This is a genomic window from Prosthecobacter sp. (assembly GCF_046154365.1).
Lineage (GTDB): Bacteria > Verrucomicrobiota > Verrucomicrobiia > Verrucomicrobiales > Verrucomicrobiaceae > Prosthecobacter.
Window position 1 is genome coordinate 1 of sequence record NZ_JBJXFV010000171.1, and the last position, 23313, is coordinate 23313.

The following is a 23313-nucleotide window of genomic DNA, read 5'->3' on the forward strand; positions in this document are numbered from 1 at the left end:
TGGCGTCAGCCTGCCGTCTTGAGGGTGCGATCGGCAGGCTGACGCCAGCCGCTACGAACCGAGCGCCCTCAAATAATCAAACGTGTAGAGGCCGGTGTTATGGCCATCGCTGAAGTCGAACTGGATGGCGTAGCCGCCGACCATGCGCCAGTCCTTCACGGTCACGCCGGGGAAGCTTTTTTGATTCGTGCCGCCGATCTTGTTGCCGAGGAGATCGCGTTCGCCGGTGTTTTCGGCGCTCGGAGAAGCAGCGCGGAGCTTTTCCATGGCGATGAACTGTTCCGTGCCATCACTCCAGACAAGAGCGACTTCGGTACCGATGAGTTCGAGGCGGGTGGGTGACATGGAATGACGAAGCGTTCAGAAAGCAAAAGGGACGCTCGGAAGCGTCCCTTTTGAAGATTGAAGGCTGATCCGTGCGGATTAGCGGGAGTAGAGTTCGACGACGAGCTGCTCGTTGGCGAGGGGATTGATCTCCTCACGCACGGGGACGCGATTGACGACGCCGCTCATCTTGTCGCGATCGACGGTCATCCAGTCGGAAGCAGGCGTGCCCTGGGTCATTTCGAGGAAACGACCGACGAGCTGCTGGCTGCGCTGGCTGGTGCTGCGGGCAGCGACGACGTCACCGGGCTTGCACTGATAGCTGGCGATGTTCACGACCTTGCCGTTCACAGTGATGTGGCGGTGGCTGACGAGCTGGCGGGAGGCGAAGCGGGTGTTGGCGAAGCCCATGCGGTACACGACGTTGTCGAGGCGCAGCTCGAGCATCTGCAGGAGGTTTTCACCGGTCACGCCTTTGCGGCGCTGGGCTTCGGTGAAGAAGCGGCGGAACTGCTTCTCCATGAGGCCGTATTGGTAGCGCAGCTTCTGCTTTTCAGCGAGGGCGGTGCCGTATTCGGAAGTTTTGCGGCGGGTGTTGCGAGCGCCGTGCTGTCCCGGCGGGAAGTTGCGGGTTTCGAGAGCCTTGGAGGGGCCGAACAGCGCGACGCCAAAGCGGCGGCAGATTTTTTCGCGGGGACCAGTGTAGCGAGCCATAGTGTGTGGTAGAAAAGGGGCTGGGAAAAATTAGACGCGGCGGGCTTTCGGTGGACGGCAGCCATTGTGCGGCACTGGGGTCACGTCCTTGATGGTGGTGACTTCGACACCGAGGGCCTGCACGGCACGCACGGCGGACTCACGGCCAGAACCTGGGCCGCGAAGGCGAACTTCAGCTTCACGAAGGCCATGTCCCATCGCTTGACGGCAGGCGTCTTGCGCAACGACCTGGGCGGCGTAAGCGGTGCCTTTGCGGGAACCACGGAAGCCCATCTTGCCAGCGGTGGACCAGCCGATGACACCACCGGCGCGATCCGTGATGGTGACGATGGTGTTGTTGAAGGTGGCATAGACGTGAACAATGCCAGAAGGGACGTTCTTGGCACCCTTGGCCTTGACGATCTTCTGTTCGGCGGCTTCACCACCGATTTCGAGCCAGACGCTCTGGGAAACCTGCTTGTCACCGCTGGTTGAGGTGCGCTGATCTGCGGGTGCGGCAGGGGCAGCGGGTGCGGCGGCAGGAGCGGGAGCTGCTGCGGCGGGTGCGATAGGGGTCGTTTCGTCAGCCATGGTATGGGGTCTTTGCTTGAATGCGGATTACTTGGCCTTCTGCGCGCCGACGGTCTTACGTGGGCCTTTGCGAGTGCGGGCGTTGGTGTGCGTGCGCTGGCCGCGCACTGGCAGGCCGCGGCGATGACGATGAGCACGGTAGCAGTTGATGCCAAGGATGCGCTTCATGTGCATCTGGAGTTCACGACGAAGGTCGCCTTCGATCGCAATCTTCATCCCCTGAATGGTCTGGGTGATGGCGGTGATCTGCTCGTCGCTCAATTCACCCGCACGGATGTTTGGGTCGATGTTGGTGGCAGCAAGAACCTTGCGGCTGAGGGAAAGACCGATGCCATAGATATAGGGCAACGAGTATTCGATCTTTTTTTCGTTCGGGATTTCGACTCCAAGCAGACGGGCCATAATGCAGTATTAGATGTGGTGGAAAAAATGGATCAACCCTGACGCTGTTTGTGGCGTGGGTTTTTACAGACAACACGGACAACGCCTTTGCGGCGGATCACGCGGCAAAGTTCGCAGAGGGGTTTAACGGAGGTACGGACGCGCATACTTGGTGGATAAAAGAGGTGAGTCTGGGGGAACTCAAAACCCCGCTTTTGCGGCGGGGGGCGTGATGTCTAACACAGACGAAAACTCGCGCAAGCTAGAATTTTATAGTTTTACACAAGGATTCTGCCTGCTGTGAACAGATGCGGAGAGCAGTTGCCGCCGCGTGGATGAACGGCATCATGCGCGTCTGATGAAAAACGTTCTCTGCTTTGGCGACTCGAACACCTGGGGCTTCATGCCCGAAAGCATCACCGCCCCCTTCCCTGCACGCCACCCGCATGACGTGCGCTGGACCGGCATTTTGGCCAGCGAACTCGGTGCGGGCTTCCGCGTCATCGAAGAAGGTCAAAACGGCCGCACCACCGTGCACGACGATCCGTTTGCCGCCGTCCGCAATGGCAAGGCCGTGCTGCCCGCGATCCTCGAATCGCACAAACCGCTCGATCTCGTGGTGCTGATGCTCGGCACGAACGATCTGAAAAATGTCTTCGGCGTTTCACCCGGTGAGATCGCGATGGGCGTGAAGGTGCTGGCGCAAATGATCCTCTCCAGCGATGCGGGCCTTGCTGCGAAGCCGCCGAAGCTGCTGCTCATGTGCCCGCCTGCCATCGGTGATCAGCAGCATCTGCCCGATGTCGCCGCGAAGTTTCCCGATGGACCCAGCGACAGCCGCAAGCTGCCCAGACACTACGAAGCGCTCGCCGCATCGCTCGGCTGCGATTATCTCAACACGCAGCGGCTGATCGAACCCGGCAGCGATGGCATTCATCTGGATGCAGCGGCACATGCGAAACTCGGCAGCGCGGTGGCAGCAACGGTGAAAGCGATTCTCCCTTCTTGACCCATGACCTTGATCGAAAAATTTTATCCGATGATGAAGCCGTGGCTGTTTCGCCTCGATGCGGAACGCGCGCACACCTTCACAGTGAAGATGATGGTCATCGCCCATCGCCTGGGCATGCTGAAATCCGTCGGACCGATCGGACCAGTCGGCCCAGTCGGGCTCATGGGACTTTCATTCCCGAATCGTCTCGGCTTGGCCGCCGGCATGGACAAATCCGCCAGCGCGGTCGATGCCTGGGGCGCGATTGGCTTCGGCTCCGTCGAAGTCGGCACGCTCACACCGCGGCCGCAGCCGGGAAATCCCAAGCCGCGCCTGTTTCGACTGCCGGAACATGAAGCACTGATCAATCGCATGGGCTTCAACAATCCCGGCATTCACTCCGCCGTGAGCAAACTGCAACGCCGACGCACGAAGGCGATTGTCGGCGTGAACATCGGCAAGAATTTCGATACGCCGAATGAAGGGGCCGTGAACGACTATCTCTACTGTCTCAAGGTCGCGTATCCCGTCGCCGATTACATCGCGGTGAACATCTCCTCGCCCAACACGAAGGGCCTGCGTGATCTTCAGGCCGAGGGCGCGGTGCGACAGTTGATTGCCGCGTTGAAGACAGAACAGGCCGCATTGAAAAAGGAACACGGCAAAACCGTGCCGCTGCTCGTCAAGATCGCCCCCGATCTCAATGACATGCAGATCGAGGCGCTCGCCCGTGTCTTCAACGAGCAGAACATCGACGGCGTCATCGCCACCAACACCACCATCGACCGTGAAGCTGTCACCGGTCATGCTTTAGCGCAGGAAACCGGCGGTTTGAGCGGTGCCCCCGTGCGTGAGCGCTCCAATCTCGTGCTGCAGGCCTTCCGCATGCTGTTGAAGGAGCAAATGCCGATCATCGGTGTCGGCGGCATCTTGAACGGAGCCGATGCGGTCGAGAAGATGAAAGCCGGAGCGGCACTCGTGCAGGTTTACAGCGGACTCGTGTATCGCGGTCCGGGGTTGGTGCGGGAAATCTTGGAGCAGGTCAAGTAAGTCAAGGATTCGTCAAAGTGGGGTCAAGCATCGCCAAGACGCCACCCGCTTGACCACTCTTGACCACTCTTGACCACTCTTGACCGCGCAGCCTTGACCTCCTTGACGCTTCTCTCATCTCCTGCCACACTCCGCCCCATGGAAAACCTCCCCAAAATCTACGACAAGCAACCCGTCGCCGTTGAACTGCCTGCTGGAGACCACTGGTGGTGCGCCTGCGGCTTGAGCGGCCATCAGCCAAGCTGCGACGGCAGCCACAAAGGCACCGGCCTCGGCCCGAAGAAGTTCACGCTGCCCGAGGCGAAGAAAGTCTGGCTCTGCAACTGCAAGCAGACCAAGAACCCGCCCTTCTGCGACGGCACGCACAAGACCCTCTGAATGTGGGACGGGTGTGGCGACAGCCCGCCCGTCATTTGGGTGTGCGCTGACCGGGCGCGGGCCATAAAATCGGGCGGGCTGTCGCCACACCCACCCCATGACAAGACGGCGGCACCCTCCGTTCTCCACCATTTGAGTCATGACAGAATGATGGTTACAAAATGATTCCGATTCAGTTGCCGCCGCCGCCCTCTCGTCTTCCCCATCATTCTGTAACCATCCTTTTGTCACCATCATCATCTACAGCCGGGTGATGGGAATAATCGGCACGCGACGTTCTCATACCCGCACTCTTTTTCCAACCTCATGAATCGAAGCCGTTTCCTGCCCCTCCTTGTCCTACTGGCTGCTCCCGCGTTCAGCCAGAGCATTCCGTTCGACCCAACGCTGCTGGGAGGCGGCGGAGATGGCCCCAAGGCGCTCGTCACTGCGACACTCATCGCTGAAGTCAGCAGCGCAGCACCCGGTGCAGCGTTTCGCGTGGCGGTGAAACTCGCGCATGAAACAGGCGCGCACACCTACGGCAAGGTATTGCCGCCAGAGGTCATCGGCAAGCCCACCAAGCTCATCTGGACGCTGCCCGAGGGCTGGAAGATGGACGAACTCCCCTGGCCTGCCGTGCATCCCTTCAAAGGCGTCGATGGCTCGCCGAGCGAAGGCTACGACAGCATCGTATTGCTGCCCGCCAAGATCACACCACCAGCCAATGCTGCCGTCGGTTCAAAGGTGGCGTTGCAGGTGAAGGTCGATGGTCTCGTCTGCGATGACAAAAGCTGCATGCCCTTCAAACAGGACGCCAAAGTCAGCGTCGCCATCACGGCACAAGCCGTGACGGATGCCGCGCAGAGCACCGTGTTTGAAAAACTGCCGCCGCTGGAAAAAAAAACGACTGACACCGCAGCGGTGACGACCAGCGGAGCCGCAGCACCGCCCACCTTCCTGTTCGTGATGTTCTCCGCCTTCCTCGGCGGTTTGATCCTCAACATCATGCCCTGCGTGTTTCCCGTGCTCGGCATCAAGATCGTCGGCGTCGTGCAGCAGGCGGGTGAAGATCGGAAGCAGGTCGTCCTCCACGGCCTCATTTACACGCTCGGTGTGTTGCTGTGCTTCTGGGTGCTCGGCGGCATCGTCGTCGCCCTCGGCAAGGGTTGGGCTTTCCAGCTCCAGTCGGCCACATTCAATTTCAGCCTCGCCATCATCTTCCTCATCTTCGGTCTGAACATGGCAGGCGTGTTCGAGATCGGCACCTCCGCCATCGGCGTTGGAGCCGGTCTGCAAATGAAGCACGGTCTCGGTGGCTCCTTTTTCAGTGGACTGCTCGCCACCCTCGTCGCCACCCCCTGCTCCGCGCCTTACCTCGCCACCGCGATCGGTGCCGCTGTGAAACTCCCCGCGCCGCAGGCCATGCTCTTGTTCACCTTGATCGGCCTCGGCCTCGCCAGTCCGTTCCTGCTGCTCTCCACTTTTCCGAAACTCGTTTCCATTCTGCCCCGGCCCGGCGCATGGATGGAAAGCTTCAAGCAGGGCATGTCCTTCCTGCTGTTCGGCACCGTTTTTTATCAGCTCTGGGTGCTCACTGCCATGGTCGAAGGACTGTCCCTCCTCATGCTCATGCTCGGCCTGGTCCTCATCGCCCTTGGCTGCTGGATTTATGGTCGCTGGGCACTTCCTTACAAAGCGGCACGCACACGTTTCATCGCAATGGCGCTCACGCTGGCGGCCGTTGGCGGCGGCTTGTGGCTCGGCTGGCCGCAGCAGCGCGACAAAAATAAAATGGTGGCAAAGCCGGTGTTTGAAAACGGCCTGCTGTGGGAACCCTGGTCGGAGGGATCCGTGCAGGATTACACGGCCACCGGAAAACCCGTTTACATCGACTACACGGCGAAGTGGTGCCTCACCTGCCAGGTCAACAAGCGTGTTTACCCCGACCCACGCATTCAAGAACTCTTCAAGAAACACGGCATCGTCGCCATGCGTGCTGATTATACCAACGAGGATGAAGCCATCAAAAAGTCCTTCGAGGCACTCGGTCGCGGCGCCGTGCCGGTGAACGTGCTCTACATCCCCGGCGTGAAGGAACCGCTGGTCCTGCCGGAGATTCTCACCGTGGACAATGTGAGTGAGGCGCTGAAGAAGCTGGAGAAGTGAGCCACGTCCCCGTCGGACTTCAAGCTGCTGACAAACCTCACAATGAGTTACCCACCTTCAATGCTCGCCAATCAAGATGAGTGAGCAGCCACAACACAGAAATCGCTATGTCCTGAGGACGGAGTCAGGCCATCCTGGATATATGAACGTGGTCATTCTCGCCACTCCACCCGACCTGCTAAAACTCTCGGAGGATATTCGTGAGTTGTCGAACAAGAGTGATGGTCGTGTGGATCACTATGTCACCGAGGAGAAGAAGCCAACTTCGCGCGGGTCGATTGCTTTCGAGGTTATTTCAGAGAGAGACCTTGGAGATTTGCAGCGCGGGGATCTGAAGGACTGGTTTTCGAGGAAGTTCGGCTGCACGTTGTTTTTTCTCGTCGTCGCATGTGCCGTTTACGGCGGTTACACGCTGATTTTGAATCTGCTTGGCTCCCTGAAATGAAAGTGTCCCTAAAACACCAGAGGCCTAACGCTTCACACGCCATGAACCGCACGATCTTTGCACTCGGTAGTTATTGGGCGCTGTTCGTCATCGCACCATTGGTCGTGTGCTTCTTTCTTTTTGGAGCTTCGGCGCGAGCGGCGGATTACTGTTTGCCGGTTTTCATCGTCCTGTGTTTGATTGGTGAGCGCGGCTTTCGCCGATGGAAGCGGCTCTGGAGAGTCGAGTGAGTTTATGGTTTTCAGATTCACACAACGCGGCCTTTGCGCTGCAGCGAACCCGGCGGGAGCGTCGTGGTTGCAATCGTTGCGTCCCGTGCGCCGGGTCGCTGAGCTTGGGACATCAGGCACCTCCTCGCGTTTCCCATGAATGAAAGCCAATCAAAGCCCACCAAGAAGCGGGTGCTTCTCGTTCTCGGCAGCGTCTTGCTGCTGGCGGTTGGCGGTTTCGCTCTTTTCATCTGCTGCCTTTTCCCGAGCGTTGATGTCCTCTGCGCCAACGACAATCTGGTCGAGACCGTCTCCCCCAATGGCCAGTTCAAGGCAGTCACGTTCCGCCGCAACTGCGGCGCAAGCACCAGCTACAGCACCGGCGTCTCCATTCTTTCGGCGCGCCGCAAGCTCCCCAACGAGGCCGGAAACGTTTTCACCGCCAACCACGAGCCTTCAATCACTGTCCGCTGGATTGATGATCGTCATCTCAGCATCTCAGGAGAGACGCAGACTCAGTTCCTCCACCTCACCGAGATTCGTGGCATTCGCATCACCTACGACTGAACCGGAATCGCCGAACGAACATGGTTATCATTGCGCGAAGCCGCAATGATAACCATGTTCGTTCGGCCAAACTCGCAGCGTCACGCGCATGACTTCATCTGAGATCATCACAGCGATCACCATCCATCTACTGGTTCCGGCGGCTGGTGTGGCGGCCTATCTCATGCTTTGCCGGCGGCTGCTCGCTGCTGGCACCTCGCGCATGTTCCTGGCACAGCTTTTCCTGCTCTTTGTTTGCTATGGCGGCGTCCTTCTCGTCCTCCTGACCAGTTTGTTCTGGTATTGGTCGGGCATGGCATCGTTGGGCGTTTTCTTCCTGATGCTGGCAGCCCCAGTCCTACTTTTTCCGGTCTTGCTCAGCTTGTGGCAGCAGAAGAGTCCTTCGCCGGCACACCGCGTGGCGTTTCGCGCTTGCGTTGGCTACTACGTTCTTCTCGTCATGGTGCTGTGCTCAGTGCCGTTGATTCGAAGCTTGTCAGGCGGCCCCACAGGTGGAACTGCAAGACCGAACCAAGGCGCTGCTGCGCACACCGTATGAACGCACTATCCACATGACTTTTGACGACTACGTTGCGGTGATCGTGAAGTCCGTCAGCGAGACGGGATACAACGCTTTTCTGCCGTCACTCTGTGCCGTTGAAGGGGACAAGATCGCCATGAGCGTTCTCGATGGTGACATTGCCGAAGACGGCGATGAACTGCTGGCGCAGGAGTGGGCGGCTGAGTTCCTGAAGAACGGGATAACGGTCTTCCTGGCATTTCGGCAGGGGCAACGCACAGTCACCATTCTGGAGTTTCTCGGCACCGAACCCATACGGAAGCAGGAACTCAAAGTGAATCCGTACGAGTCGTGAAACACACTTTCCAGAACGCAACCGCAACGCCCAACCCGCGCACCCAATGAAGCTGACAGTTCTGATGTTCTTTTTTGCGATGCTCATCCCTCACGCGCACGCAGAGACGCCGCGCCAGTTCGCCGAGCGTTTTTACCGCGCTTACTTTCGCTGGCACATCCACGGAGCGCCGAACACCCCCGAACGGCACATGATTTCCGCCTACTTTAGCACAGAGGTGCTTCACCTCTTCAGCGCCGTGGAGCGCCAACGAGTGCGCGAGCGCCAAGGATTTTTGCGCAAGCATCGCAACGCCCCCAATCCCCCGCAAGTGAAGCCCATCTGGTCCAAGGAAGGCGATCCGTTCAGCAGCGTTTACGAGGGCATCTCCACCTTTGCCGCCGGACGCTCCGAAATCCGCAACGGACGCTTTACGGTCCCCGCACATTTGGAGTATCTCAGCGACGGCAAGGTCTATTCGTGGACGGATATTTTGATTCTCGACCGGGCTGGGGATTCATGGGTCGTTGCCGATATCCAATTCAGGGACGGAAAGACGATGGTATCCGGCTTGAAAGCAGGCATTGCCGAATCTGAACCCTACTTGCGGTCTTATTCCAAATGAGCACCACGAACCTCAACGTTCGGCCGCCAGTTCACCCCAGCTAAACCTTCGTCAATTGTCGTCGCAGGCTAATCTCCACGGCGGTGATGGTGACTGCCAGCGAGAAGAGAATGACGATGCTGTTGATCCAAAGGGTGTTGTACTTGGTGCCGAGGTAGGTTTTGCGGGTGCCGAAGAAGACGTTGGGGCTGGCCTTGCTGCGGTAGTCCTCGCGCTCCATTTCGGCCTTGGTGACGAGATCGAGCACCTTGCGGTTCACATAGATTTCCTCGGCGCTGACGCCGTCATTCTGCTGCAGCAGGCTGTCGAGCATCGGCGCCTCAATCTGGCCGCTGAGCACGGCGTCGCGGATGGAACCGAGGCGTTTGGAGATTTCGCGCGGATTTTCAGCGTAGAGGCCGGAAACGACGGCGAGCGACTCCTTGGTGAGCTTGAGTTCGTGAAGCTGCTGTTCTGTCATCTCCGCTCCCGAGGGTGGCAGCAGTGACTGAATGCGCTCGTCGAGGAAATCCTGATTCCGTGTGAGCGGATTGAGCTTGGACTGCGAGATGATGACGCCTTCATACGACCAGCGCAGCGGCATGAACTGGCAGATGAAGGGCACCTTGAGCTTGCTGGCCTTGTCCTCATCGTTGCCGGCTTTTTTGAGCCAGCGGCCCACGGAATAGACGAGATCGAGGTTCTTGTTCATCTCCTCGTATTTGATCAGCGCCCCGCCGAGAATGATCTGCGGAATGAGGATGAGCGGGATGGCGTTCACTGCCGTGCGGTTGTCACTAACGATGCTGGAAATGAACAGCCCGAGGCAGACACCGGTGAGCGAGGTCAGGAACATCCACCAGAGATGGATCATGAACATGTCGCGGATTTCCAGCACCCAGTTGCCGATCATCAGATAGATCACGCACTGCACCAACGCGAAGGTGGAGAGGGAGATGATCTTGCCGCTGAGATAGTAAAACGTGCGCAGGTTGTGATTGCGCTCTCGACTCAGCGTGTGGCGGTCGCGGATGATTTCGTCGGCGCTGTTGGTGAGGCCCAGGAACATCGCCACGACGAGGCTCATGAACAGATACGTCGGGATGTGGAAGGCGGTGGCGAAGGTGTAGTTCTTCTCCTCGGAGTACTTCAGCACGCTGGAGATCAGATAGGCCAGCAATGGCGCCTCCAGCAGCGTGGTGAGCAGGTTCGTGCGGTTGCGCAGCTTGCTGAGGAAGGCGCGCTTCAGCAGCGTGGCAAACAGGATGCTCTCCTCGCGGAAGGTGTGCTTCGGCGGCTTGGGCATGCTGCGGATGCGGTTCAAGCTCTGGCTTTCATCGCGTTTGGGTCGGGCGATGAGGCTGGTGCTGCTGGATGCAGTCTGCTGCTTCGCCATGCTCTCCATGATGAGATGACGCTGATACGAGTCGCGCCAGAAATTCGGCGGGAAACGCCGTGCGGCCACGAGATGCCCGTCCGCGCTGCGTTCATGGATGATGTCGCCGCTGATGTCGCGCAGCGGAGTTTCAAGAACGTCGAAGACGAAGTCGGGCGTCAGATTGTCCGGCGGCGGCGCATCGGCATCGCCCGACTGACCGGTCTCGGTGTGATAGACGCGCCAGAAGTACTCCAGCATGCCTTTCGGCGTGCCGAAGTAGGCCAGCTTGCCGCCTTTATCGAGCAGCAGCGCCTTATCGAACATCGCCAGGAGCCGTGAACTCGGCTGATGAATGGAAGTGATGACGATCTTGTTGCGCGCGAGGCTGCGGATGATCTCCAGCACATGCTCGCTGTCCTTGGAGGACAAACCCGAGGTCGGTTCGTCGAACAAATACACGTCGGAGATGCCGATCATGTCGAGTCCAGCGTTGAGGCGCTTGCGTTCGCCACCGCTGAGGAATTTCTGCTGCGGCGTGCCGGCCAGACGATTGCGCAGGTCGGCCAGGCCGAGTTCGGCAAGCTTCGCATCCACGCGTTTGCGGCGCTCCTCGGTCTTCAGATGCGGACAACGCACCGCGACGGAGAAGTCCAGGTTCTCCTGCACCTTCAACAACGGGTCAAAGGCATCCTCCTGCGGGATGTAGGCGATGTAGGGCGTGAGATTGTGCAGATTGCCATACAACTGCAGGCTGTTCATCAGCACCTCACCAGCCTTGGGCTTCAACTGACCACCGAGAATGCGCAGCAGCGTGCTTTTGCCGCAGCCGCTCGGGCCCATGACGCAGATCATCTCGCCACGACGAGCGAGGAAGCTCACGCCATCCTGCGCGGTGTCGCGTCCATCGAAGCGATGCGTGAGTTCACGCACTTCAAGCTGACGGATGGTGTTGCGCTCTTCCTCGATGATGCGGTCGGCAAAGTGGCAGCGTAGGAACTGGCCTTCGCCCAAGGTGATGGTGTCGCCATCGTTGAGCGCGATGCGGTCACGCACCGGAATCAGGCCGATGTAGAGCGGACGCGATGAGCGCAAGACCTCCAGCACGCCGGTTTTCTGTGCATAGTTGCACTCGATGCGCAGCAGAATCTCGCCGTCGGTGTCCTCGGAGAGCAGGATGTCGCCTTCATCGAGCAGTTCGGGCTTGTTGGAGACGAGGTAGGTGTTGCGGCTGCCCTCCAGGCGGAACTGGCCGCCATACTCCTGCGCCCGCACGCGCAGGTCACGCAGCGCGATTTCGACCGCCCCGTGCGCGATGAGGCTGTCCTCGATGCTGGCTTCAACGACCGTGCCGCTGCTGAGTACGACACCATTGAGCGTCGCCTGCGTGGTGCGCAACGCCTCCACGGTGACACCGAGGCCAAAGCTGAGCCGCAGATTCGTGCCACGCGTGCGCTGCGGGGCGATCTCCGCGCTGCCGTTCTCCGTGAGAGTGAGGTAAATCTGCGTGCCGGAGAGCGTCTTCTTGGAGTTGAAGTAGGTGACGAGGTCATTGTAGTCGAGCGTCACGTCCTCCAGCACCACCCGTTCGCCCGGATACAACCGCGAGAACTCGCCCGGTGGCTGCCGACGGCTGCGCACGAGAATGGAGATGCTGCCAGTGTTCTTCAGCAGCACGAGATTTTGAAAGCGGAACGCCACCACCGAGCAGTCCGCTGAGAGCGAGCGCAGCAGCACATCGCAATTCTTCGTCGAGCCGATGCGCAGCGTGTCGAGCGGTTGGCCGCCTTTGGTGGAAAAACCTTCTTCTGGCGGTTTGTCGCCCGCATTGAGCTGATAAACGATGTCGATGGCCTGGGCGGCGATACCGAGGTTCGTCATGAAGAGATAAAACTCCACCATCTGCCGCTGATTCTGCTGCGCACGCGAGATGAGCAGGTAGAGCTGCACTCCGAGCAGTACTTTCTGCTCCTGCGTGAGCTTCTGGCTGAGTTCCTTGGCACGCTGCGTCAGATCCTGTGGCTGCTGCAGCGCTTCAAAATAGAGACGCCGCATGTCGGCGTAGATCGCCTCTGGATAATCATAGCGCAGGTAGCCGAGGCTGGATTCAACTTCCTCCTCCTCAATGTTGCCGTCCAGCTTGCTGAAGGCGGCGAAAACCTCGATCAGCACCGGCAGCATCGTGTTGGCCGTGGTGGCTGCGGCAGCAGACATCGGCGGCTCACCCGTCCAAAGATGCGACCAACGGTCCAACGACCACCAGGGCAACTCCACCTCACTCTTAACAACCGATGAAACGGCCAGGCGAGACGTTGGGGTGGGCTTGGGGAGCTGGCTCATGCGGGGCATTTCGTGCGCGGCGATTATGGAGTTCGTTTCCACAAACACAACCGGCAGACGTGAATGAATGCGTGCCGGGCATGAAAAAGGCGGCCGGGCTTCCCCGGCCGCCTGTTTGATTCATACACACATCACATCCTCACACGCCACGAAACGGCGCCGGTCCCTCGCGACCCCGCTCATCGCCACGTGGGCCGGATGGCTGCGGACTACGCGGACCTTCGCCACCACGTTGCATCGACGGCACAAAGCCCGGACCGCCTTGCGGTTGCGGACCGCGATCTCCACCGCGCATGCCATCCTGCGGAGCGTTCATGGGCTTCCGCTCGAAGTGCTGCGGGCCGCGCTGTTGATAGCGCGGTTCAGGACCATGCTGCTGATTAAACTGCGGTGCAGGACCACGCTGGCCGTCGAATCTGCCATCCTGACGCGGACTGCCAAACTGCTGCTGGCGGCCCTCGGAACGCTGTTCCGGCCCACGTCCCGTCAACCCTGGGCCACCACGCTGCATGTCACCATGCTGTGGTGCATGGAATTCTTGATCACCACGCTGTGCAAAATTTTGCGGGCCGGGACCGCGTTGGTACTGCGAATTGAAACGCCCGCGCTCATGGTTTTGCGGGCCGGGACCGCGCTCATTGCCCTGCGGGCCTTGCGGCTGGCGAGAATTCTCCGGGCGTCCTGCGTTGGCATGGTCACGACCACGATTCGGATCATGCGGCGGGTTTACCGGACCGCGATTGCCCTCACGCTGCTGCGCTTGCGGCTGGTTGGGCTGACGCTCCCCGCCATTCGGCTGTCCCTGCGGCTGACGGAAACCATCAGGCCGTCCGCCATTGTCACGATTGCCGTCACGCGGTGCATTCATCGGACCACTTTCGCCACCGTTCGGCTGACGGAAGTTGTCAGGCCTGCCACCATTGTCACGGCCTCGATTGCCATCCTGCTGCGGATTCGCCGGACCACGCTGACCATCACGCTGCGGTTCGCCACGCGATGGATTCGCTGGACCACGATCACCTTCACGCTGGCCTTCCATCTGCGGCCGACGCTGCAGTTCACGCGAATTGTCAGCGCGTGGCAGATGATTGTCAGGGCGCGCATTGGCCTGATCGCGCTGCGGCTGATCACGATTGGATGCCGCATTATCCTGTGGGCGGCGCTGCGGGGCAGGCGGCGTGTCCGCTTTGGGTGTTTCAGCGGCGGGTTTGTCCGCAGGCTTCGTTTCCTGGGCTTGCAACGGCGCGACGCTGAGAGCGACGACACCGCAGAGCCAGACGAATGGGTTGGTGCTGGGTTTCATGAGATGAATGCTGGTTCGGGTTGGATGCGGGAGGTGAAACCACCGTCGGCAGCGGAAGTTTCAGAGCCGCAACGCCACCACGCTGCTTCTTTGTATGCGCCTTGTGGCGAACACCGTGACGCATCCTTTGCATCGAACGCATTGCCTTTGCCCGCGCCCCCGTTATTCTGGCGGTCACATGTCCACTCCTGACTTAGAGCCACACATCGAACCGGCCACCATCGAAGACCTCCCGCAACTCGTGGAACTGCTCGTTTCACTGTTCAGCGAGGAGCAGGACTTCAAGCCGGACCGGGCCAAGCAGGAACATGGCCTGCGCTTGATCTTGGAGCAGCCGAATCGCGGCCGCATCTTCGTGCTGCGCACGGATCACAAGGTCATCGGCATGGTGAACCTGCTCTTCACCATCAGCACGGCGGAAGGTGGTCTCGTGCTCATCATGGAGGATGTCATCGTTCATCCGCAGCATCGCCGCCAGGGCTATGGCGGTCTTTTGCTGGACCACGCCATCGAGTTCGCCAAGGAGAAGCGCTTCCGCCGCATCACGCTGCTGACCGACCGCATCAGCGCCGACTCACAATCCTTCTTCCAGCAGCACGGCTTCCAGTTCTCCAAGATGATTCCGATGCGCCTCATCCTTGACCCGGCATAAACGCCCACCGCCATGCACGCGCCTCTCGCCTTTCTCACCCGGCCCGAAGGCGGCACGGCCAAAATTTCACGCGAATGGCTGGAGGCAGCCGACTGGGCCGTGCTCTTCACGCTTGGCACGCTGTTCTTCCTGCTCGGTGCCTTTGCCATGTGGGCCTGGATCCTCTGGCGGCGTAGCACCAGGCCAGAGCCGCACATGAAGCTGCTCATGGAACTCGAAGACGAAGCGGAACAGGAGAAACATGCCGCCGCACGCGAGGAACCGGAGACGCAAGCACCGTGGGAGCAATCCGCCGATTGGTGGAAGAGGCAGAGTTGATAGTTGAGAGTCGATGGTTGATAGCCAGAAGCCTCCAAACAGCCTCTGTTTCAAACCATCAACCATTCACCATCAACTCAGGCATGAGTGAGCCACGTTCCTATTTCCACGGCTGGCGTGCGCGCACGCACTACCTCACGCGTAACCGCCGCTTTCTCCTGCGCACCGCCGCCGCCATCATCGCCATCGGCATGATCATCGCTAGCGTGATCGTCATCAGCAACGCGACCCAGGAAGAAGACTCGCATCGGTTCAGCGTGTCCCCTGCCCTGATCCGCTTGCATGAGGAATTCCATCACCTGCGTCATGCAACGACACCGCAGCCGCGTGAGTTCGCCACCTGGCTGCGCATGCTGCTCGCGCAAATCCCCAAGCTGGTGGAAGGCGATGAAGCCGCAGCGTTCCAAGGCTTCGTTCAAGATGGCAAACTCGGCGGTTACGACGTAGCGCAACTCCTCCAGCAGCACGCCACCACCGATGCCCCTGCCGGTCTGTTCCGCGATTTCCTCGCCGCCGCATTGGATGCGGATGATGCCGCCTTGCAGCGTCTCGCAACCAATGCCCAGGCCACGCCACCGGCCATGCTTGCGGCGGAATTTTTCGCCAGCATTCAAAAACGCCGTGGCAACACACCTGCCGCCATGCAGGCATTCTACACCGAGGGCCTGCACTTTGCCGAGGCCACTGCCGCGCGTGAAGAAGCCGTGCGCCTCGCCGTGACGCAGCGCGATCTCAAGCTCCTGCGCACCATCGCGGCACAGCCCGGCTGGATCGAACACTGCCATCCCCTGCTCCAGCATCACGCTGGTGCATTGCTTGGCGATGTGTGGATGCAATGGCACGGCCTGATCCGCCATCGGCTCAATGAAATCCCGTATGGCATGCTCGCGCTGGCCTTCTTCGTCGCTGCGCTGTGGTACTTCATCCTCGTGCAGCACAGCGACCACGAGCGCTGGCGCTGGGCACGTCCCATCGTGCCCATCATGGCTGGCGTGTGCAGCGTGTGGCCCACGCTCACCATTTTGGCCTACCAGGAGTTCTCGCAAGGCATGACCGCCGACGCTCCGTTCCCGCATGACCTCATCTACTACCTCGTCGGTGTTGGTTTGCGCGAAGAAGGCTGCAAACTCGCGCTGTTCGCGTTCTTCCTGCCGTGGCTGCTATGGCGGCGCACGCCCGGCCTCGCCCTGCTCACCGGCGCCTTTGTCGGCCTCGGTTTCTCGTTGGAAGAAAACATCGGCTACTACCAGGACTACGGCGGCACCATCGCGTGGACACGTTTCCTCTCCGCCAACTTCCTCCACATCTCCCTCACCGGCATCTGCGCGCACAGCCTCTACCGCATGCTGCTCACCCGCTTCGCTCGGGCCGATGAATTCATCGCCACCTTCCTCCTCGCCGTCGCCGCGCATGGTGGTTACGACTGGCTCGCCACCGGCACGCTCGATGACAACGGCTGGCTCTCCATCATCGTCCTCGTCCTCAGCGCCGCGCGTTTCATCGACCTTCTCGGCCAGGAAACCCGACCCGTGCGCCTCACCATCGCCCCGCGTGCCGTCTTCACCTTCGGCTCCGCCATCTTGATCGCCATCTCCTTCATCCTCGGTGCCTGGACCACCAAATCCATGGAAGGCGTCGCCACCGCCGGCCAGGAATGCCTCTCCATCGCCCCCATCGCCCTGCTCTACTGGCGGAAGTTTGAGAATGCGTGAGGGTTGCGTGGTCGGAGAGGCGCTGCTTGCCACCGCCCACACCAAGTGTTTACACTCCGCGCATGGGCCTGCCAAAAATCATCACGCACATGACGCCGCAGGAGTACTACCTTCATGAGCGCACTGCCGTGGAAAAGAGCGAGTACTTCCAGGGCAAGATCTACTCTAGGGCCGGCGGCAGCACGCGCCACAGCATCATCAAGGTCAATCTCATCGGCGAACTCCGCCGCCTGCTCAAAGGCAAGCACTGCAGCACCTACGACTCCGATCAACGCATCCGCGCCCTGTGGAATGGCCTGCGCTGCTACCCAGATGCCAGCGTCATCTGCGGCCCCGTCGAATACGACCCCGAAGACACGCAAAAGGAAACTGCTACCAATCCCACGGTCGTCTTTGAGGTGCTTTCCCCCGCCAACGAAAGCTACGACCGTGGCCGCAAAGCCGAGGCCTATCGCGGCATCGACAGCCTCCGCGCCTACGTCCTCATCCTCCAAGAGCGCCCGCATGTCGAAATTCAGGAGTAACCGAACTCCGCTGCGCTAAAGTGTGGAAGAGGGAGTAACTTTCTTTGTTTGCCAAAGCGGAGCGTTGCGAGCAAAGAAAACGTCTGCCGCGAAGTGTAGGCCGTCCAGCCAATGGTGTTAGCAGCAATGCAAACCCGATCGGGAGTTTGGCCGCCGCTGCCGCGAGTGGAACAATAGTGGCCCGCCCCGTTTGGGCAACCTGACGGGGCGGTGACCCTGTTCAGGAGATTGCCCAATCTCTTTCGGCAGCAGCCTTCGCGTCAGACTTCCATCCAAGCCTGACGCACATGAATAAACCCAAAAAGCCATCCGCCAGCAAGCCCAAAGGCCGCCGCAAAAAGGCAGCAGCCATCGCCAACGTCCCCGCCGCCATCAATCCGCGACACCACCCTGATGCAGCAGGCATCGACGTGGGCGCGGAGGAGTTCGTCGCCGCACTGCCACCAGATCGCAGCGAGCAAACCGTGCGCACCTTCCCCAGCTACACCAGCGGCGTGGAGGCCTTGCGCGATTGGCTGCTGGAGCACGGCATCAAGACCGCGGCGCTGGAGAGCACCGGCAACTACTGGATCATGCTCTACGACAAGCTCACCGCGGCGGGCATTGACGTGTATTTGGTCAACGCCCGTCACGTCAAAGGCGTGCCTGGCAAAAAGACCGACGTGTGCGACTCCCAGTGGCTGCAGCAACTGCACGCCGCCGGACTGCTGCGCAAATCCTTCCGCCCCGCGCTGGAGATCGTGCCGCTGCGCTACCTCATGCGCCACCGCGCCGAGATGGTGGAGCACGCCGCCACCCAGCTCCACCTCATGCAGAAGGTGCTCACGGAGATGAATCTGAAGCTGCATCACGTCTTCAGCGACATCGACGGGGTGAGCGCCCAGGCCATCATCAGCGCCATCCTCGCCGGCGAGCGCGATGCGCACGCGCTGGCCAAGCTGCGCGATCGACGCTGCAAAAGCCCGCTGCAAGACATCCTCGAAGCGCTCAACGGCGACTACCGCGCCGAGTATCTCTTTGTGCTGCGTCAGGCATGGGAAAGCTGGCAGCAGGTGCAAAAAGCCATCGCCGCGTGCGACGAGCAGCTCGCTGCGCTGGTCGGCAAAGTAGAGAGCCAAGTGCAGACCACGGTGCCCGCCGCGCCCACCAAGCAGCAACACCGGCTCGCCAAGAACAGTCCCAACATGAGCATCTTCCAGGCCGGATGGCGTTTTTATGGAGTGGACCTCAGCGACATCCCCGGAGTCTCCGCAGGATTGATCAGCACACTGGTGAGCGAGGTCGGCACACGCGAGCAAATGCTCAGCGCGTTCTGCAGTGCCGGAGCGTTCGCCTCGTGGCTGGGACTCTGCCCGGACAACCGAGTGAGCGGCGGCAAAGTGCTCAAAGCCCGAACGCGCAAGGTGCCAAGCCGGCTGGCGCGAGCGATGAGACTGGCCGCCTTTGGCCTGCAACGAAGCGCTGATCCAATGGGACAGATGCTGCGGCGGTTTAAAGGCAAACTGGGCAAGGCCGAAGGAACCACCGCAACGGCGCATAAGCTGGCGCGAGTGATCTACGGGGTCATCAAGAGCCAGCGCCGCTACGATGAGAAGGAAGCCTTCAAGGTATCGCCCCAGAAACTCGCAAGACGGCATCGCCGCCTCCAAGAAGAAGCCGCCAAGCTGGGCTTCGCGCTAACCCCACTCCCCGCTGCCGCATAACTAGGAAAATCACCAAGTTAGTCAGGGGAATGGAGGGCGTCCGCGCTCCTTCCTTGACGGCTCTTGACCGTTGACCCGATTTCAAACCACGGTCAACAACCGTCAACCATGGCCAACGCCTTGAGCTTCACGCTCTCGCTGGAGGGGTGCCTGCAAGATGTCGCGCCTCGCTGTCGTTCGGATTCGACCCATGAAGTTTCTCACCGCCGCCGCTCTTTCGTTGTGTCTCGTCAGCATCGCTCAATCCGCTCCGCAGGATGATCAGTATGTCCTCGGACCTGATTCGCAGATCAACAAGGACGTGCCGCAGGGGAAGGTGACGCAGATGCCGGCGTGGATGAACTCGAAGATTTATCCCGGCACGTCGCGTGACTGGTGGATCTACGTTCCGGCTCAATACAAAGCCGAGCAACCGGCGAACGTGATGGTGTTCTGCGATGGCGGCGGCTTTGTGAAGGCGGACGGGCAGTTCCGTGTGCCGGTGGTGTTCGACAATCTCATCGCCAAGGGCGAGATGCCGGTGACGATCGCCATCTTCATCAATCCCGGTGTGTTTCCGACCAGCAACCCGAAGGAGAAGCCGCGCAGCAACCGCAGCTTTGAATACGACTCGCTCGGCGATCTGCATGCCCGTTTCCTGATCGAGGAAATCCTCCCCGAAGTCGCCAAGACCTATAAGCTGACCGATGCCCCTGAAGGACGCGGCATCTGCGGCAACAGCAGCGGCGGCATCTGCGCCTTCACCGTGGCCTGGGAGCGGCCCGACGCGTTCCGCAAGGTGATCAGCCACATCGGCAGCTTCACCAACATCCGTGGCGGGCATGTGTATCCCGCGCTGATCCGCAAGACCGACAAGAAGCCGCTCAAGGTCTTCCTCCAGGACGGCAAGAACGATCTCGACAACCAGTTCGGCAACTGGCCGCTGGCGAACCAAGACATGGCCGCGTCGCTGAAGTTCGCCGGTTATGATTACCAGTTTGTCCTCGGCGAAGGCACCCACAACGGCAAGCACGGCGGCGCGATGCTGCCGGACACGCTGCGCTGGCTGTGGGGCAAGTAGAGAGATCAAGGTGTTGGCGGGGAGAAGTGCTCAGTGCTTAGTGCTCAGTCTTTCTTCCGCAGCACTCTCCGCTTGAAACTGAGCACTGAGCACTGAGCACTTAACTTCACTCCAACATGAAACGCCTTCTCTTTACCCTCTCCCTACTCGCCACACCCATCTTCGCCCAAGACACCTCGTTGCACGATTACCTCATCGACGGCGAGCCGTGGAAGGAGGCCGCCAGCGGTTATGTCTTCACGGACGGACTGTGCTGCGATGCGGCGGGGAATCTGTATTTCACGGATGTGAAGGCCGGGAAGGGGATCTACAAGATTGATGTTGCCACGGGGAAGACGGATTTGTTTCTCGACAACCTGCCCGGCATCAGCGGCCTGCAAATCGGGCCGGACGGGCGGTTCTATGCCTGTCACAACAAGGAGCAGCGCATCATCGCCATCACGATGAAGGGCGAAGTCGAAGTCTTGCTCACCGGCGTGAAGTGCAACGACCTCGTAGTGAGCAAGAAGGGCAATCTCTACTTCACCGAGACGCCGACGCTGAGCGTGCATCTCATCACGAAGGACAAGAAGCATCTCGTTGCCGACGCAGGGCATGTGCAGAAGCCGAACGGCATCACGATCTCGCCAGATGAACGCACGCTGGCCGTTTCCGAATACGGCGGCAAGCACGTCTGGGCCTGGCGCATCGAAGACGACGGCACTTTGACCGGCGGTGCGCCTTACATGACGATGTGGCTGCCCGTCGGCAAAGAAATCGCCTCCGGTGATGGTGCAACGACGGAAGCGAATGGACGTTATTTCGTCACGACCGAACTCGGCGTGCAGGTCTTCGACACTGCGGGTCGTTTGGCCGGGATCATCGCCAAACCTGATCCGCTGGGCAAAGTCGTCAGCGTCGAGTTCGCCGGGAAAGACCACGACATTCTTTACATCGCCGCCGGGGAGAAGATTTTCGGTCGGAAGCTCAAGGTGAAGGGGTATTTTTGACTCTGCCCATGAACCGTTGCCGCCATTTCATCCTCTGCTGTCTGTGCAGCGTCGCCGCTGTGGCACTACTGCCGGGTTGTGCCGCGTTCGATGCGGCATGGGAGACGCTGGATCCGATGGGACACCGCAGCGAACACCAAGCACGTCATTACCCGCGTGGAAAAACCACTGGAATCAAGCTGCCGGGCGACAGCGCTTTCTGACAGCACCCGGTCACTTCACCACCTTGCCGCCGAGCGATAGAATCCGTGCTTTTCCTTTGGCGTCTTCGGCTTCGGCGATCTGTTTGTTGGCGACGTACATCTGCGAGAGGGCGGTCCAGGCGAGGAGGTCGTTCGGCTGAAGCGTGGTGGCCATCATGCCGGCACCGATGGCTTCTTTGATCTCGCCATTGCGCAGCAGGGCCATGCCGAGGGCATGCCAGCTTTCAAAGTGGTCAGACTGCAAGGCGACGCAGCGGCGGTAACAAGCAATGGCCTCGGGCAGTTCGCCGAGAGCCACATGGCCGCTGGCCTCATCATACAAGTCTTCGACGGTGGCTGGCGTGTCGCTCATGCGCGTCGAGGGCGGGAATGCATGACGGTGTCTCAGGAGACGCCGAGCTTGGAGACGACGCCGGCTTCGGCGTGCTTCTTTTTGAACCAGGCTTGGAACAGGCTCGTGCGCTCCTGCTGGGAGAGTGACTCGGCCTGGGACTTGCGCAGGTCGGCACCATCCGGGCGTTTGCGGAGTTCCTTGGCGCTGACGTAGATCAGCAGCGTGCCTTTATCATAGTCCACGGCGTTGGAGATGCTGCCGGGGGCAGTCTTCGCGGCAGTCTGGCCAATGAGGAAGGCATTGGGTACGTCCTGCGGCGGATTGGCGACGTCGATGTCGGGCAGGGCGGTGAGCGTGAGCTTCAGTTCCTTCACGAGGTCGTCGATCTTCTTGCCAGCCTTCAAGCCTGCGTTCAAGGCGGTGCGGGCGTCGTTGACGGCCTTGCTGCGTGCTTCAGCGGCTTTCTGGCTCAGCAGCGTGTCTTTGATCTTGTCCTTCACTTCGGCCAGCTCCTGCTGCTTGGGTGCGTCGATTTTGGTGACATCAAAGACGTACCAGCCGCTGGTGCCTTCGAGCGCTTCGGGCGCGGCTTTGGCGTCCTTGCTGCGGGCGAAGATCATCTCGATCAGGTTGCTTTCAGTTTTGAGCGCGGCGGGCGGTTCGCTTTGAGCGAAGGCAGGCACGGTCTCGACCTTCTCTTTGGTCTGCTGCGCAGCTTCGGCAAAGGTCTTCTTGTCGGTGGTGGTGAGCTTGTTGAAGGCATTCACGCGCTCCATCTGCTGGTTCTGCGCCTTCTGGCGTTCTTCGAGCGGCTTTTTGTCGAGATCCTTCGGGTTCTCGAACAGGACATAGCTCACGGCGCGCTTTTCGATGCTCTGGTAGCTCTCTTTGTTCTCCTCGTAGTATTTTTTGATCTCGTCGTCGGTGACTTTGGCGGCCTGCTTGAAGGTCTCGCTTTCAAAGGCGATCCTGGCGCTTTTGATGGTGTGGTGGCTGCTGGCGTACTGCTTTTCAGCGGCGAGGGGCGAGGCGACGTAGTTCTTGCTCACCAGCTCCTGGAGCTTCTGCAGGCCGAGCGTGTCCTTCATGATGTTGAGCAGGTCGGCGGACTCGAAGCCTTGCGAATTGGCGATCTCCTCGAGCCGTTGGGCGCGGGTGATGTCGAACTTGCCGTTGTTTTGCATGGACGGCAGCTTTTCCAAGGCCGCACGGGCTTCCGCATCGCTAGGACGGACGCCGAGCTGCTCCATGAGCTGCCGTGCCACGAAGAGATTGATGAGCGTGTTCAAGCCGCCACCGCCGAAGTTGCCGTCGGCGGAAAGCGTCATCAGCATCGAGGGCAGCTCATAGGCCTGCATGTAATACTGGGCGATCTGGAGGGAGGTCTGCGCACGCTGCACATCGCCCATGGAGTAGTCCTTGCCGAAGACGGTAACGGCAAGGTCGGTGATCTGTGCCTGCTTCTCGTTGGTTCCGGCGGTTTGCGACACGCCGTAATAAAACATGGAGAGGCCGAGGAGGATCGTCAGAGTCTTGAGGAAGGCACCACGGTGGTGGCGGAAGAATTCGAGCATGAGGGTACGGGG

At 60.2% G+C, this 23313-nt stretch carries 27 protein-coding genes; 18 read left to right on the plus strand and 9 right to left on the minus strand.

Going from position 1 to position 23313, the window contains the following annotated elements; genetic code table 11:
• Positions 1–51 precede the first annotated feature (51 nt).
• The 5 genes from ACKVY0_RS22005 to rpmJ all read right to left on the minus strand — a co-directional run bounded on the left by ACKVY0_RS22005 (position 52) and on the right by rpmJ (position 2156).
• On the minus strand, positions 52–345 hold the full coding sequence (locus ACKVY0_RS22005; protein ID WP_409217005.1) for a gamma-butyrobetaine hydroxylase-like domain-containing protein: 294 nt from the start codon (positions 343–345) through the stop codon (positions 52–54).
• Positions 346–423: 78 nt separating this feature from the next.
• Positions 424–1038 carry a 30S ribosomal protein S4 gene (gene rpsD, locus ACKVY0_RS22010; protein WP_409217006.1) on the minus strand — a complete coding sequence of 205 codons (615 nt, stop codon included), beginning with the start codon at positions 1036–1038 and terminating at the stop codon, positions 424–426.
• 30 nt (positions 1039–1068) lie between these two features.
• Complete coding sequence (rpsK, locus tag ACKVY0_RS22015) at positions 1069–1608, minus strand: 30S ribosomal protein S11 (protein ID WP_409217007.1); 540 nt, start codon at positions 1606–1608, stop codon at positions 1069–1071.
• Between the two features lie 27 nt (positions 1609–1635).
• Positions 1636–2010, minus strand: a complete 375-nt coding sequence (gene rpsM, locus ACKVY0_RS22020; RefSeq protein WP_409217008.1) for a 30S ribosomal protein S13 — start codon at positions 2008–2010, stop codon at positions 1636–1638.
• 32 nt (positions 2011–2042) lie between these two features.
• Positions 2043–2156 carry a 50S ribosomal protein L36 gene (gene rpmJ, locus ACKVY0_RS22025; RefSeq protein ID WP_133796336.1) on the minus strand — a complete coding sequence of 38 codons (114 nt, stop codon included), beginning with the start codon at positions 2154–2156 and terminating at the stop codon, positions 2043–2045.
• Between the two features lie 191 nt (positions 2157–2347).
• Between rpmJ and ACKVY0_RS22030 the strand changes: the two genes are divergently transcribed.
• The 10 genes from ACKVY0_RS22030 to ACKVY0_RS22075 all read left to right on the plus strand — a co-directional run bounded on the left by ACKVY0_RS22030 (position 2348) and on the right by ACKVY0_RS22075 (position 9235).
• Positions 2348–2998: an SGNH/GDSL hydrolase family protein gene (locus ACKVY0_RS22030; RefSeq protein ID WP_409217009.1), complete on the plus strand. Its 651-nt coding sequence runs from the start codon at positions 2348–2350 to the stop codon at positions 2996–2998.
• Between the two features lie 3 nt (positions 2999–3001).
• A complete protein-coding gene (locus ACKVY0_RS22035; RefSeq protein WP_409217010.1) occupies positions 3002–4030 on the plus strand; it encodes a quinone-dependent dihydroorotate dehydrogenase in 1029 nt (342 codons plus the stop codon).
• Positions 4031–4168: 138 nt separating this feature from the next.
• On the plus strand, positions 4169–4408 hold the full coding sequence (locus ACKVY0_RS22040) for a CDGSH iron-sulfur domain-containing protein (protein WP_409217011.1): 240 nt from the start codon (positions 4169–4171) through the stop codon (positions 4406–4408).
• A 306-nt stretch (positions 4409–4714) separates the two neighbouring features.
• Positions 4715–6556, plus strand: a complete 1842-nt coding sequence (locus ACKVY0_RS22045; RefSeq protein ID WP_409217012.1) for a protein-disulfide reductase DsbD family protein — start codon at positions 4715–4717, stop codon at positions 6554–6556.
• Positions 6557–6698: 142 nt separating this feature from the next.
• Entirely contained in the window at positions 6699–7001 is a 303-nt protein-coding gene (locus tag ACKVY0_RS22050; protein WP_409217013.1) for a hypothetical protein, read from the plus strand.
• 41 nt (positions 7002–7042) lie between these two features.
• Entirely contained in the window at positions 7043–7231 is a 189-nt protein-coding gene (locus ACKVY0_RS22055) for a hypothetical protein (RefSeq protein WP_409217014.1), read from the plus strand.
• A 135-nt stretch (positions 7232–7366) separates the two neighbouring features.
• Complete coding sequence (locus ACKVY0_RS22060) at positions 7367–7777, plus strand: DUF5412 family protein (RefSeq protein WP_409217015.1); 411 nt, start codon at positions 7367–7369, stop codon at positions 7775–7777.
• An 88-nt stretch (positions 7778–7865) separates the two neighbouring features.
• Positions 7866–8315, plus strand: coding sequence for a hypothetical protein (locus tag ACKVY0_RS22065; protein WP_409217016.1), 450 nt, complete (start codon positions 7866–7868; stop codon positions 8313–8315).
• 13 nt (positions 8316–8328) lie between these two features.
• Entirely contained in the window at positions 8329–8631 is a 303-nt protein-coding gene (locus ACKVY0_RS22070) for a hypothetical protein (protein WP_409217017.1), read from the plus strand.
• Positions 8632–8677: 46 nt separating this feature from the next.
• Positions 8678–9235: a hypothetical protein gene (locus ACKVY0_RS22075; protein WP_409217018.1), complete on the plus strand. Its 558-nt coding sequence runs from the start codon at positions 8678–8680 to the stop codon at positions 9233–9235.
• Between the two features lie 40 nt (positions 9236–9275).
• Here the strand turns inward: ACKVY0_RS22075 and ACKVY0_RS22080 are convergent, their stop codons facing one another.
• Positions 9276–12929 carry an ATP-binding cassette domain-containing protein gene (locus tag ACKVY0_RS22080; RefSeq protein WP_409217019.1) on the minus strand — a complete coding sequence of 1218 codons (3654 nt, stop codon included), beginning with the start codon at positions 12927–12929 and terminating at the stop codon, positions 9276–9278.
• Between the two features lie 139 nt (positions 12930–13068).
• Positions 13069–14232: a hypothetical protein gene (locus ACKVY0_RS22085; protein WP_409217020.1), complete on the minus strand. Its 1164-nt coding sequence runs from the start codon at positions 14230–14232 to the stop codon at positions 13069–13071.
• A gap of 178 nt (positions 14233–14410) precedes the next feature.
• Here ACKVY0_RS22085 and ACKVY0_RS22090 point away from each other — a divergent pair, with 178 nt between their 5' ends.
• The 8 genes from ACKVY0_RS22090 (at position 14411) to ACKVY0_RS22125 (ending at position 21393) form a co-directional block, all read left to right on the plus strand.
• Positions 14411–14884, plus strand: coding sequence for a GNAT family N-acetyltransferase (locus ACKVY0_RS22090; protein WP_409217021.1), 474 nt, complete (start codon positions 14411–14413; stop codon positions 14882–14884).
• A 12-nt stretch (positions 14885–14896) separates the two neighbouring features.
• Positions 14897–15202, plus strand: coding sequence for a hypothetical protein (locus ACKVY0_RS22095; protein ID WP_409217022.1), 306 nt, complete (start codon positions 14897–14899; stop codon positions 15200–15202).
• A gap of 83 nt (positions 15203–15285) precedes the next feature.
• Positions 15286–16914 (plus strand): PrsW family glutamic-type intramembrane protease, encoded by a 1629-nt coding sequence (locus tag ACKVY0_RS22100; RefSeq protein WP_409217023.1) that lies wholly within the window; start codon positions 15286–15288, stop codon positions 16912–16914.
• Positions 16915–16976: 62 nt separating this feature from the next.
• Positions 16977–17438, plus strand: coding sequence for a Uma2 family endonuclease (locus ACKVY0_RS22105; protein WP_409217024.1), 462 nt, complete (start codon positions 16977–16979; stop codon positions 17436–17438).
• A gap of 287 nt (positions 17439–17725) precedes the next feature.
• Positions 17726–19141 (plus strand): IS110 family transposase, encoded by a 1416-nt coding sequence (locus tag ACKVY0_RS22110; RefSeq protein WP_409217025.1) that lies wholly within the window; start codon positions 17726–17728, stop codon positions 19139–19141.
• Between the two features lie 190 nt (positions 19142–19331).
• Positions 19332–20201, plus strand: coding sequence for an alpha/beta hydrolase (locus tag ACKVY0_RS22115; protein WP_409217026.1), 870 nt, complete (start codon positions 19332–19334; stop codon positions 20199–20201).
• 116 nt (positions 20202–20317) lie between these two features.
• The gene (locus ACKVY0_RS22120; protein WP_409217027.1) at positions 20318–21190 is read left to right on the plus strand and encodes an SMP-30/gluconolactonase/LRE family protein; all 873 of its coding nucleotides are present in this window, start codon (positions 20318–20320) and stop codon (positions 21188–21190) included.
• An 8-nt stretch (positions 21191–21198) separates the two neighbouring features.
• Positions 21199–21393 carry a hypothetical protein gene (locus ACKVY0_RS22125; protein WP_409217028.1) on the plus strand — a complete coding sequence of 65 codons (195 nt, stop codon included), beginning with the start codon at positions 21199–21201 and terminating at the stop codon, positions 21391–21393.
• 10 nt (positions 21394–21403) lie between these two features.
• On the opposite strand, the gene ACKVY0_RS22130 is transcribed toward ACKVY0_RS22125, so the two are convergent.
• Together ACKVY0_RS22130 and ACKVY0_RS22135 are read right to left on the minus strand one after the other, a co-directional pair.
• On the minus strand, positions 21404–21745 hold the full coding sequence (locus ACKVY0_RS22130) for a tetratricopeptide repeat protein (protein WP_409217029.1): 342 nt from the start codon (positions 21743–21745) through the stop codon (positions 21404–21406).
• 32 nt (positions 21746–21777) lie between these two features.
• Entirely contained in the window at positions 21778–23301 is a 1524-nt protein-coding gene (locus ACKVY0_RS22135; protein ID WP_409217030.1) for a peptidyl-prolyl cis-trans isomerase, read from the minus strand.
• Positions 23302–23313: the final 12 nt, after the last annotated feature.

Coding starts and splice junctions, on each gene's coding strand:
- ACKVY0_RS22005 (WP_409217005.1), bottom strand. CDS start 345: ATGTCACCCACCCGCCTCGAACTCATCGGTACCGAAGTCGCTCTTGTC.
- rpsD (WP_409217006.1), bottom strand. CDS start 1,038: ATGGCTCGCTACACTGGTCCCCGCGAAAAAATCTGCCGCCGCTTTGGC.
- rpsK (WP_409217007.1), bottom strand. CDS start 1,608: ATGGCTGACGAAACGACCCCTATCGCACCCGCCGCAGCAGCTCCCGCT.
- rpsM (WP_409217008.1), bottom strand. CDS start 2,010: ATGGCCCGTCTGCTTGGAGTCGAAATCCCGAACGAAAAAAAGATCGAA.
- rpmJ (WP_133796336.1), bottom strand. CDS start 2,156: ATGCGCGTCCGTACCTCCGTTAAACCCCTCTGCGAACTTTGCCGCGTG.
- ACKVY0_RS22030 (WP_409217009.1), top strand. CDS start 2,348: ATGAAAAACGTTCTCTGCTTTGGCGACTCGAACACCTGGGGCTTCATG.
- ACKVY0_RS22035 (WP_409217010.1), top strand. CDS start 3,002: ATGACCTTGATCGAAAAATTTTATCCGATGATGAAGCCGTGGCTGTTT.
- ACKVY0_RS22040 (WP_409217011.1), top strand. CDS start 4,169: ATGGAAAACCTCCCCAAAATCTACGACAAGCAACCCGTCGCCGTTGAA.
- ACKVY0_RS22045 (WP_409217012.1), top strand. CDS start 4,715: ATGAATCGAAGCCGTTTCCTGCCCCTCCTTGTCCTACTGGCTGCTCCC.
- ACKVY0_RS22050 (WP_409217013.1), top strand. CDS start 6,699: ATGAACGTGGTCATTCTCGCCACTCCACCCGACCTGCTAAAACTCTCG.
- ACKVY0_RS22055 (WP_409217014.1), top strand. CDS start 7,043: ATGAACCGCACGATCTTTGCACTCGGTAGTTATTGGGCGCTGTTCGTC.
- ACKVY0_RS22060 (WP_409217015.1), top strand. CDS start 7,367: ATGAATGAAAGCCAATCAAAGCCCACCAAGAAGCGGGTGCTTCTCGTT.
- ACKVY0_RS22065 (WP_409217016.1), top strand. CDS start 7,866: ATGACTTCATCTGAGATCATCACAGCGATCACCATCCATCTACTGGTT.
- ACKVY0_RS22070 (WP_409217017.1), top strand. CDS start 8,329: ATGACTTTTGACGACTACGTTGCGGTGATCGTGAAGTCCGTCAGCGAG.
- ACKVY0_RS22075 (WP_409217018.1), top strand. CDS start 8,678: ATGAAGCTGACAGTTCTGATGTTCTTTTTTGCGATGCTCATCCCTCAC.
- ACKVY0_RS22080 (WP_409217019.1), bottom strand. CDS start 12,929: ATGAGCCAGCTCCCCAAGCCCACCCCAACGTCTCGCCTGGCCGTTTCA.
- ACKVY0_RS22085 (WP_409217020.1), bottom strand. CDS start 14,232: ATGAAACCCAGCACCAACCCATTCGTCTGGCTCTGCGGTGTCGTCGCT.
- ACKVY0_RS22090 (WP_409217021.1), top strand. CDS start 14,411: ATGTCCACTCCTGACTTAGAGCCACACATCGAACCGGCCACCATCGAA.
- ACKVY0_RS22095 (WP_409217022.1), top strand. CDS start 14,897: ATGCACGCGCCTCTCGCCTTTCTCACCCGGCCCGAAGGCGGCACGGCC.
- ACKVY0_RS22100 (WP_409217023.1), top strand. CDS start 15,286: ATGAGTGAGCCACGTTCCTATTTCCACGGCTGGCGTGCGCGCACGCAC.
- ACKVY0_RS22105 (WP_409217024.1), top strand. CDS start 16,977: ATGGGCCTGCCAAAAATCATCACGCACATGACGCCGCAGGAGTACTAC.
- ACKVY0_RS22110 (WP_409217025.1), top strand. CDS start 17,726: ATGAATAAACCCAAAAAGCCATCCGCCAGCAAGCCCAAAGGCCGCCGC.
- ACKVY0_RS22115 (WP_409217026.1), top strand. CDS start 19,332: ATGAAGTTTCTCACCGCCGCCGCTCTTTCGTTGTGTCTCGTCAGCATC.
- ACKVY0_RS22120 (WP_409217027.1), top strand. CDS start 20,318: ATGAAACGCCTTCTCTTTACCCTCTCCCTACTCGCCACACCCATCTTC.
- ACKVY0_RS22125 (WP_409217028.1), top strand. CDS start 21,199: ATGAACCGTTGCCGCCATTTCATCCTCTGCTGTCTGTGCAGCGTCGCC.
- ACKVY0_RS22130 (WP_409217029.1), bottom strand. CDS start 21,745: ATGAGCGACACGCCAGCCACCGTCGAAGACTTGTATGATGAGGCCAGC.
- ACKVY0_RS22135 (WP_409217030.1), bottom strand. CDS start 23,301: ATGCTCGAATTCTTCCGCCACCACCGTGGTGCCTTCCTCAAGACTCTG.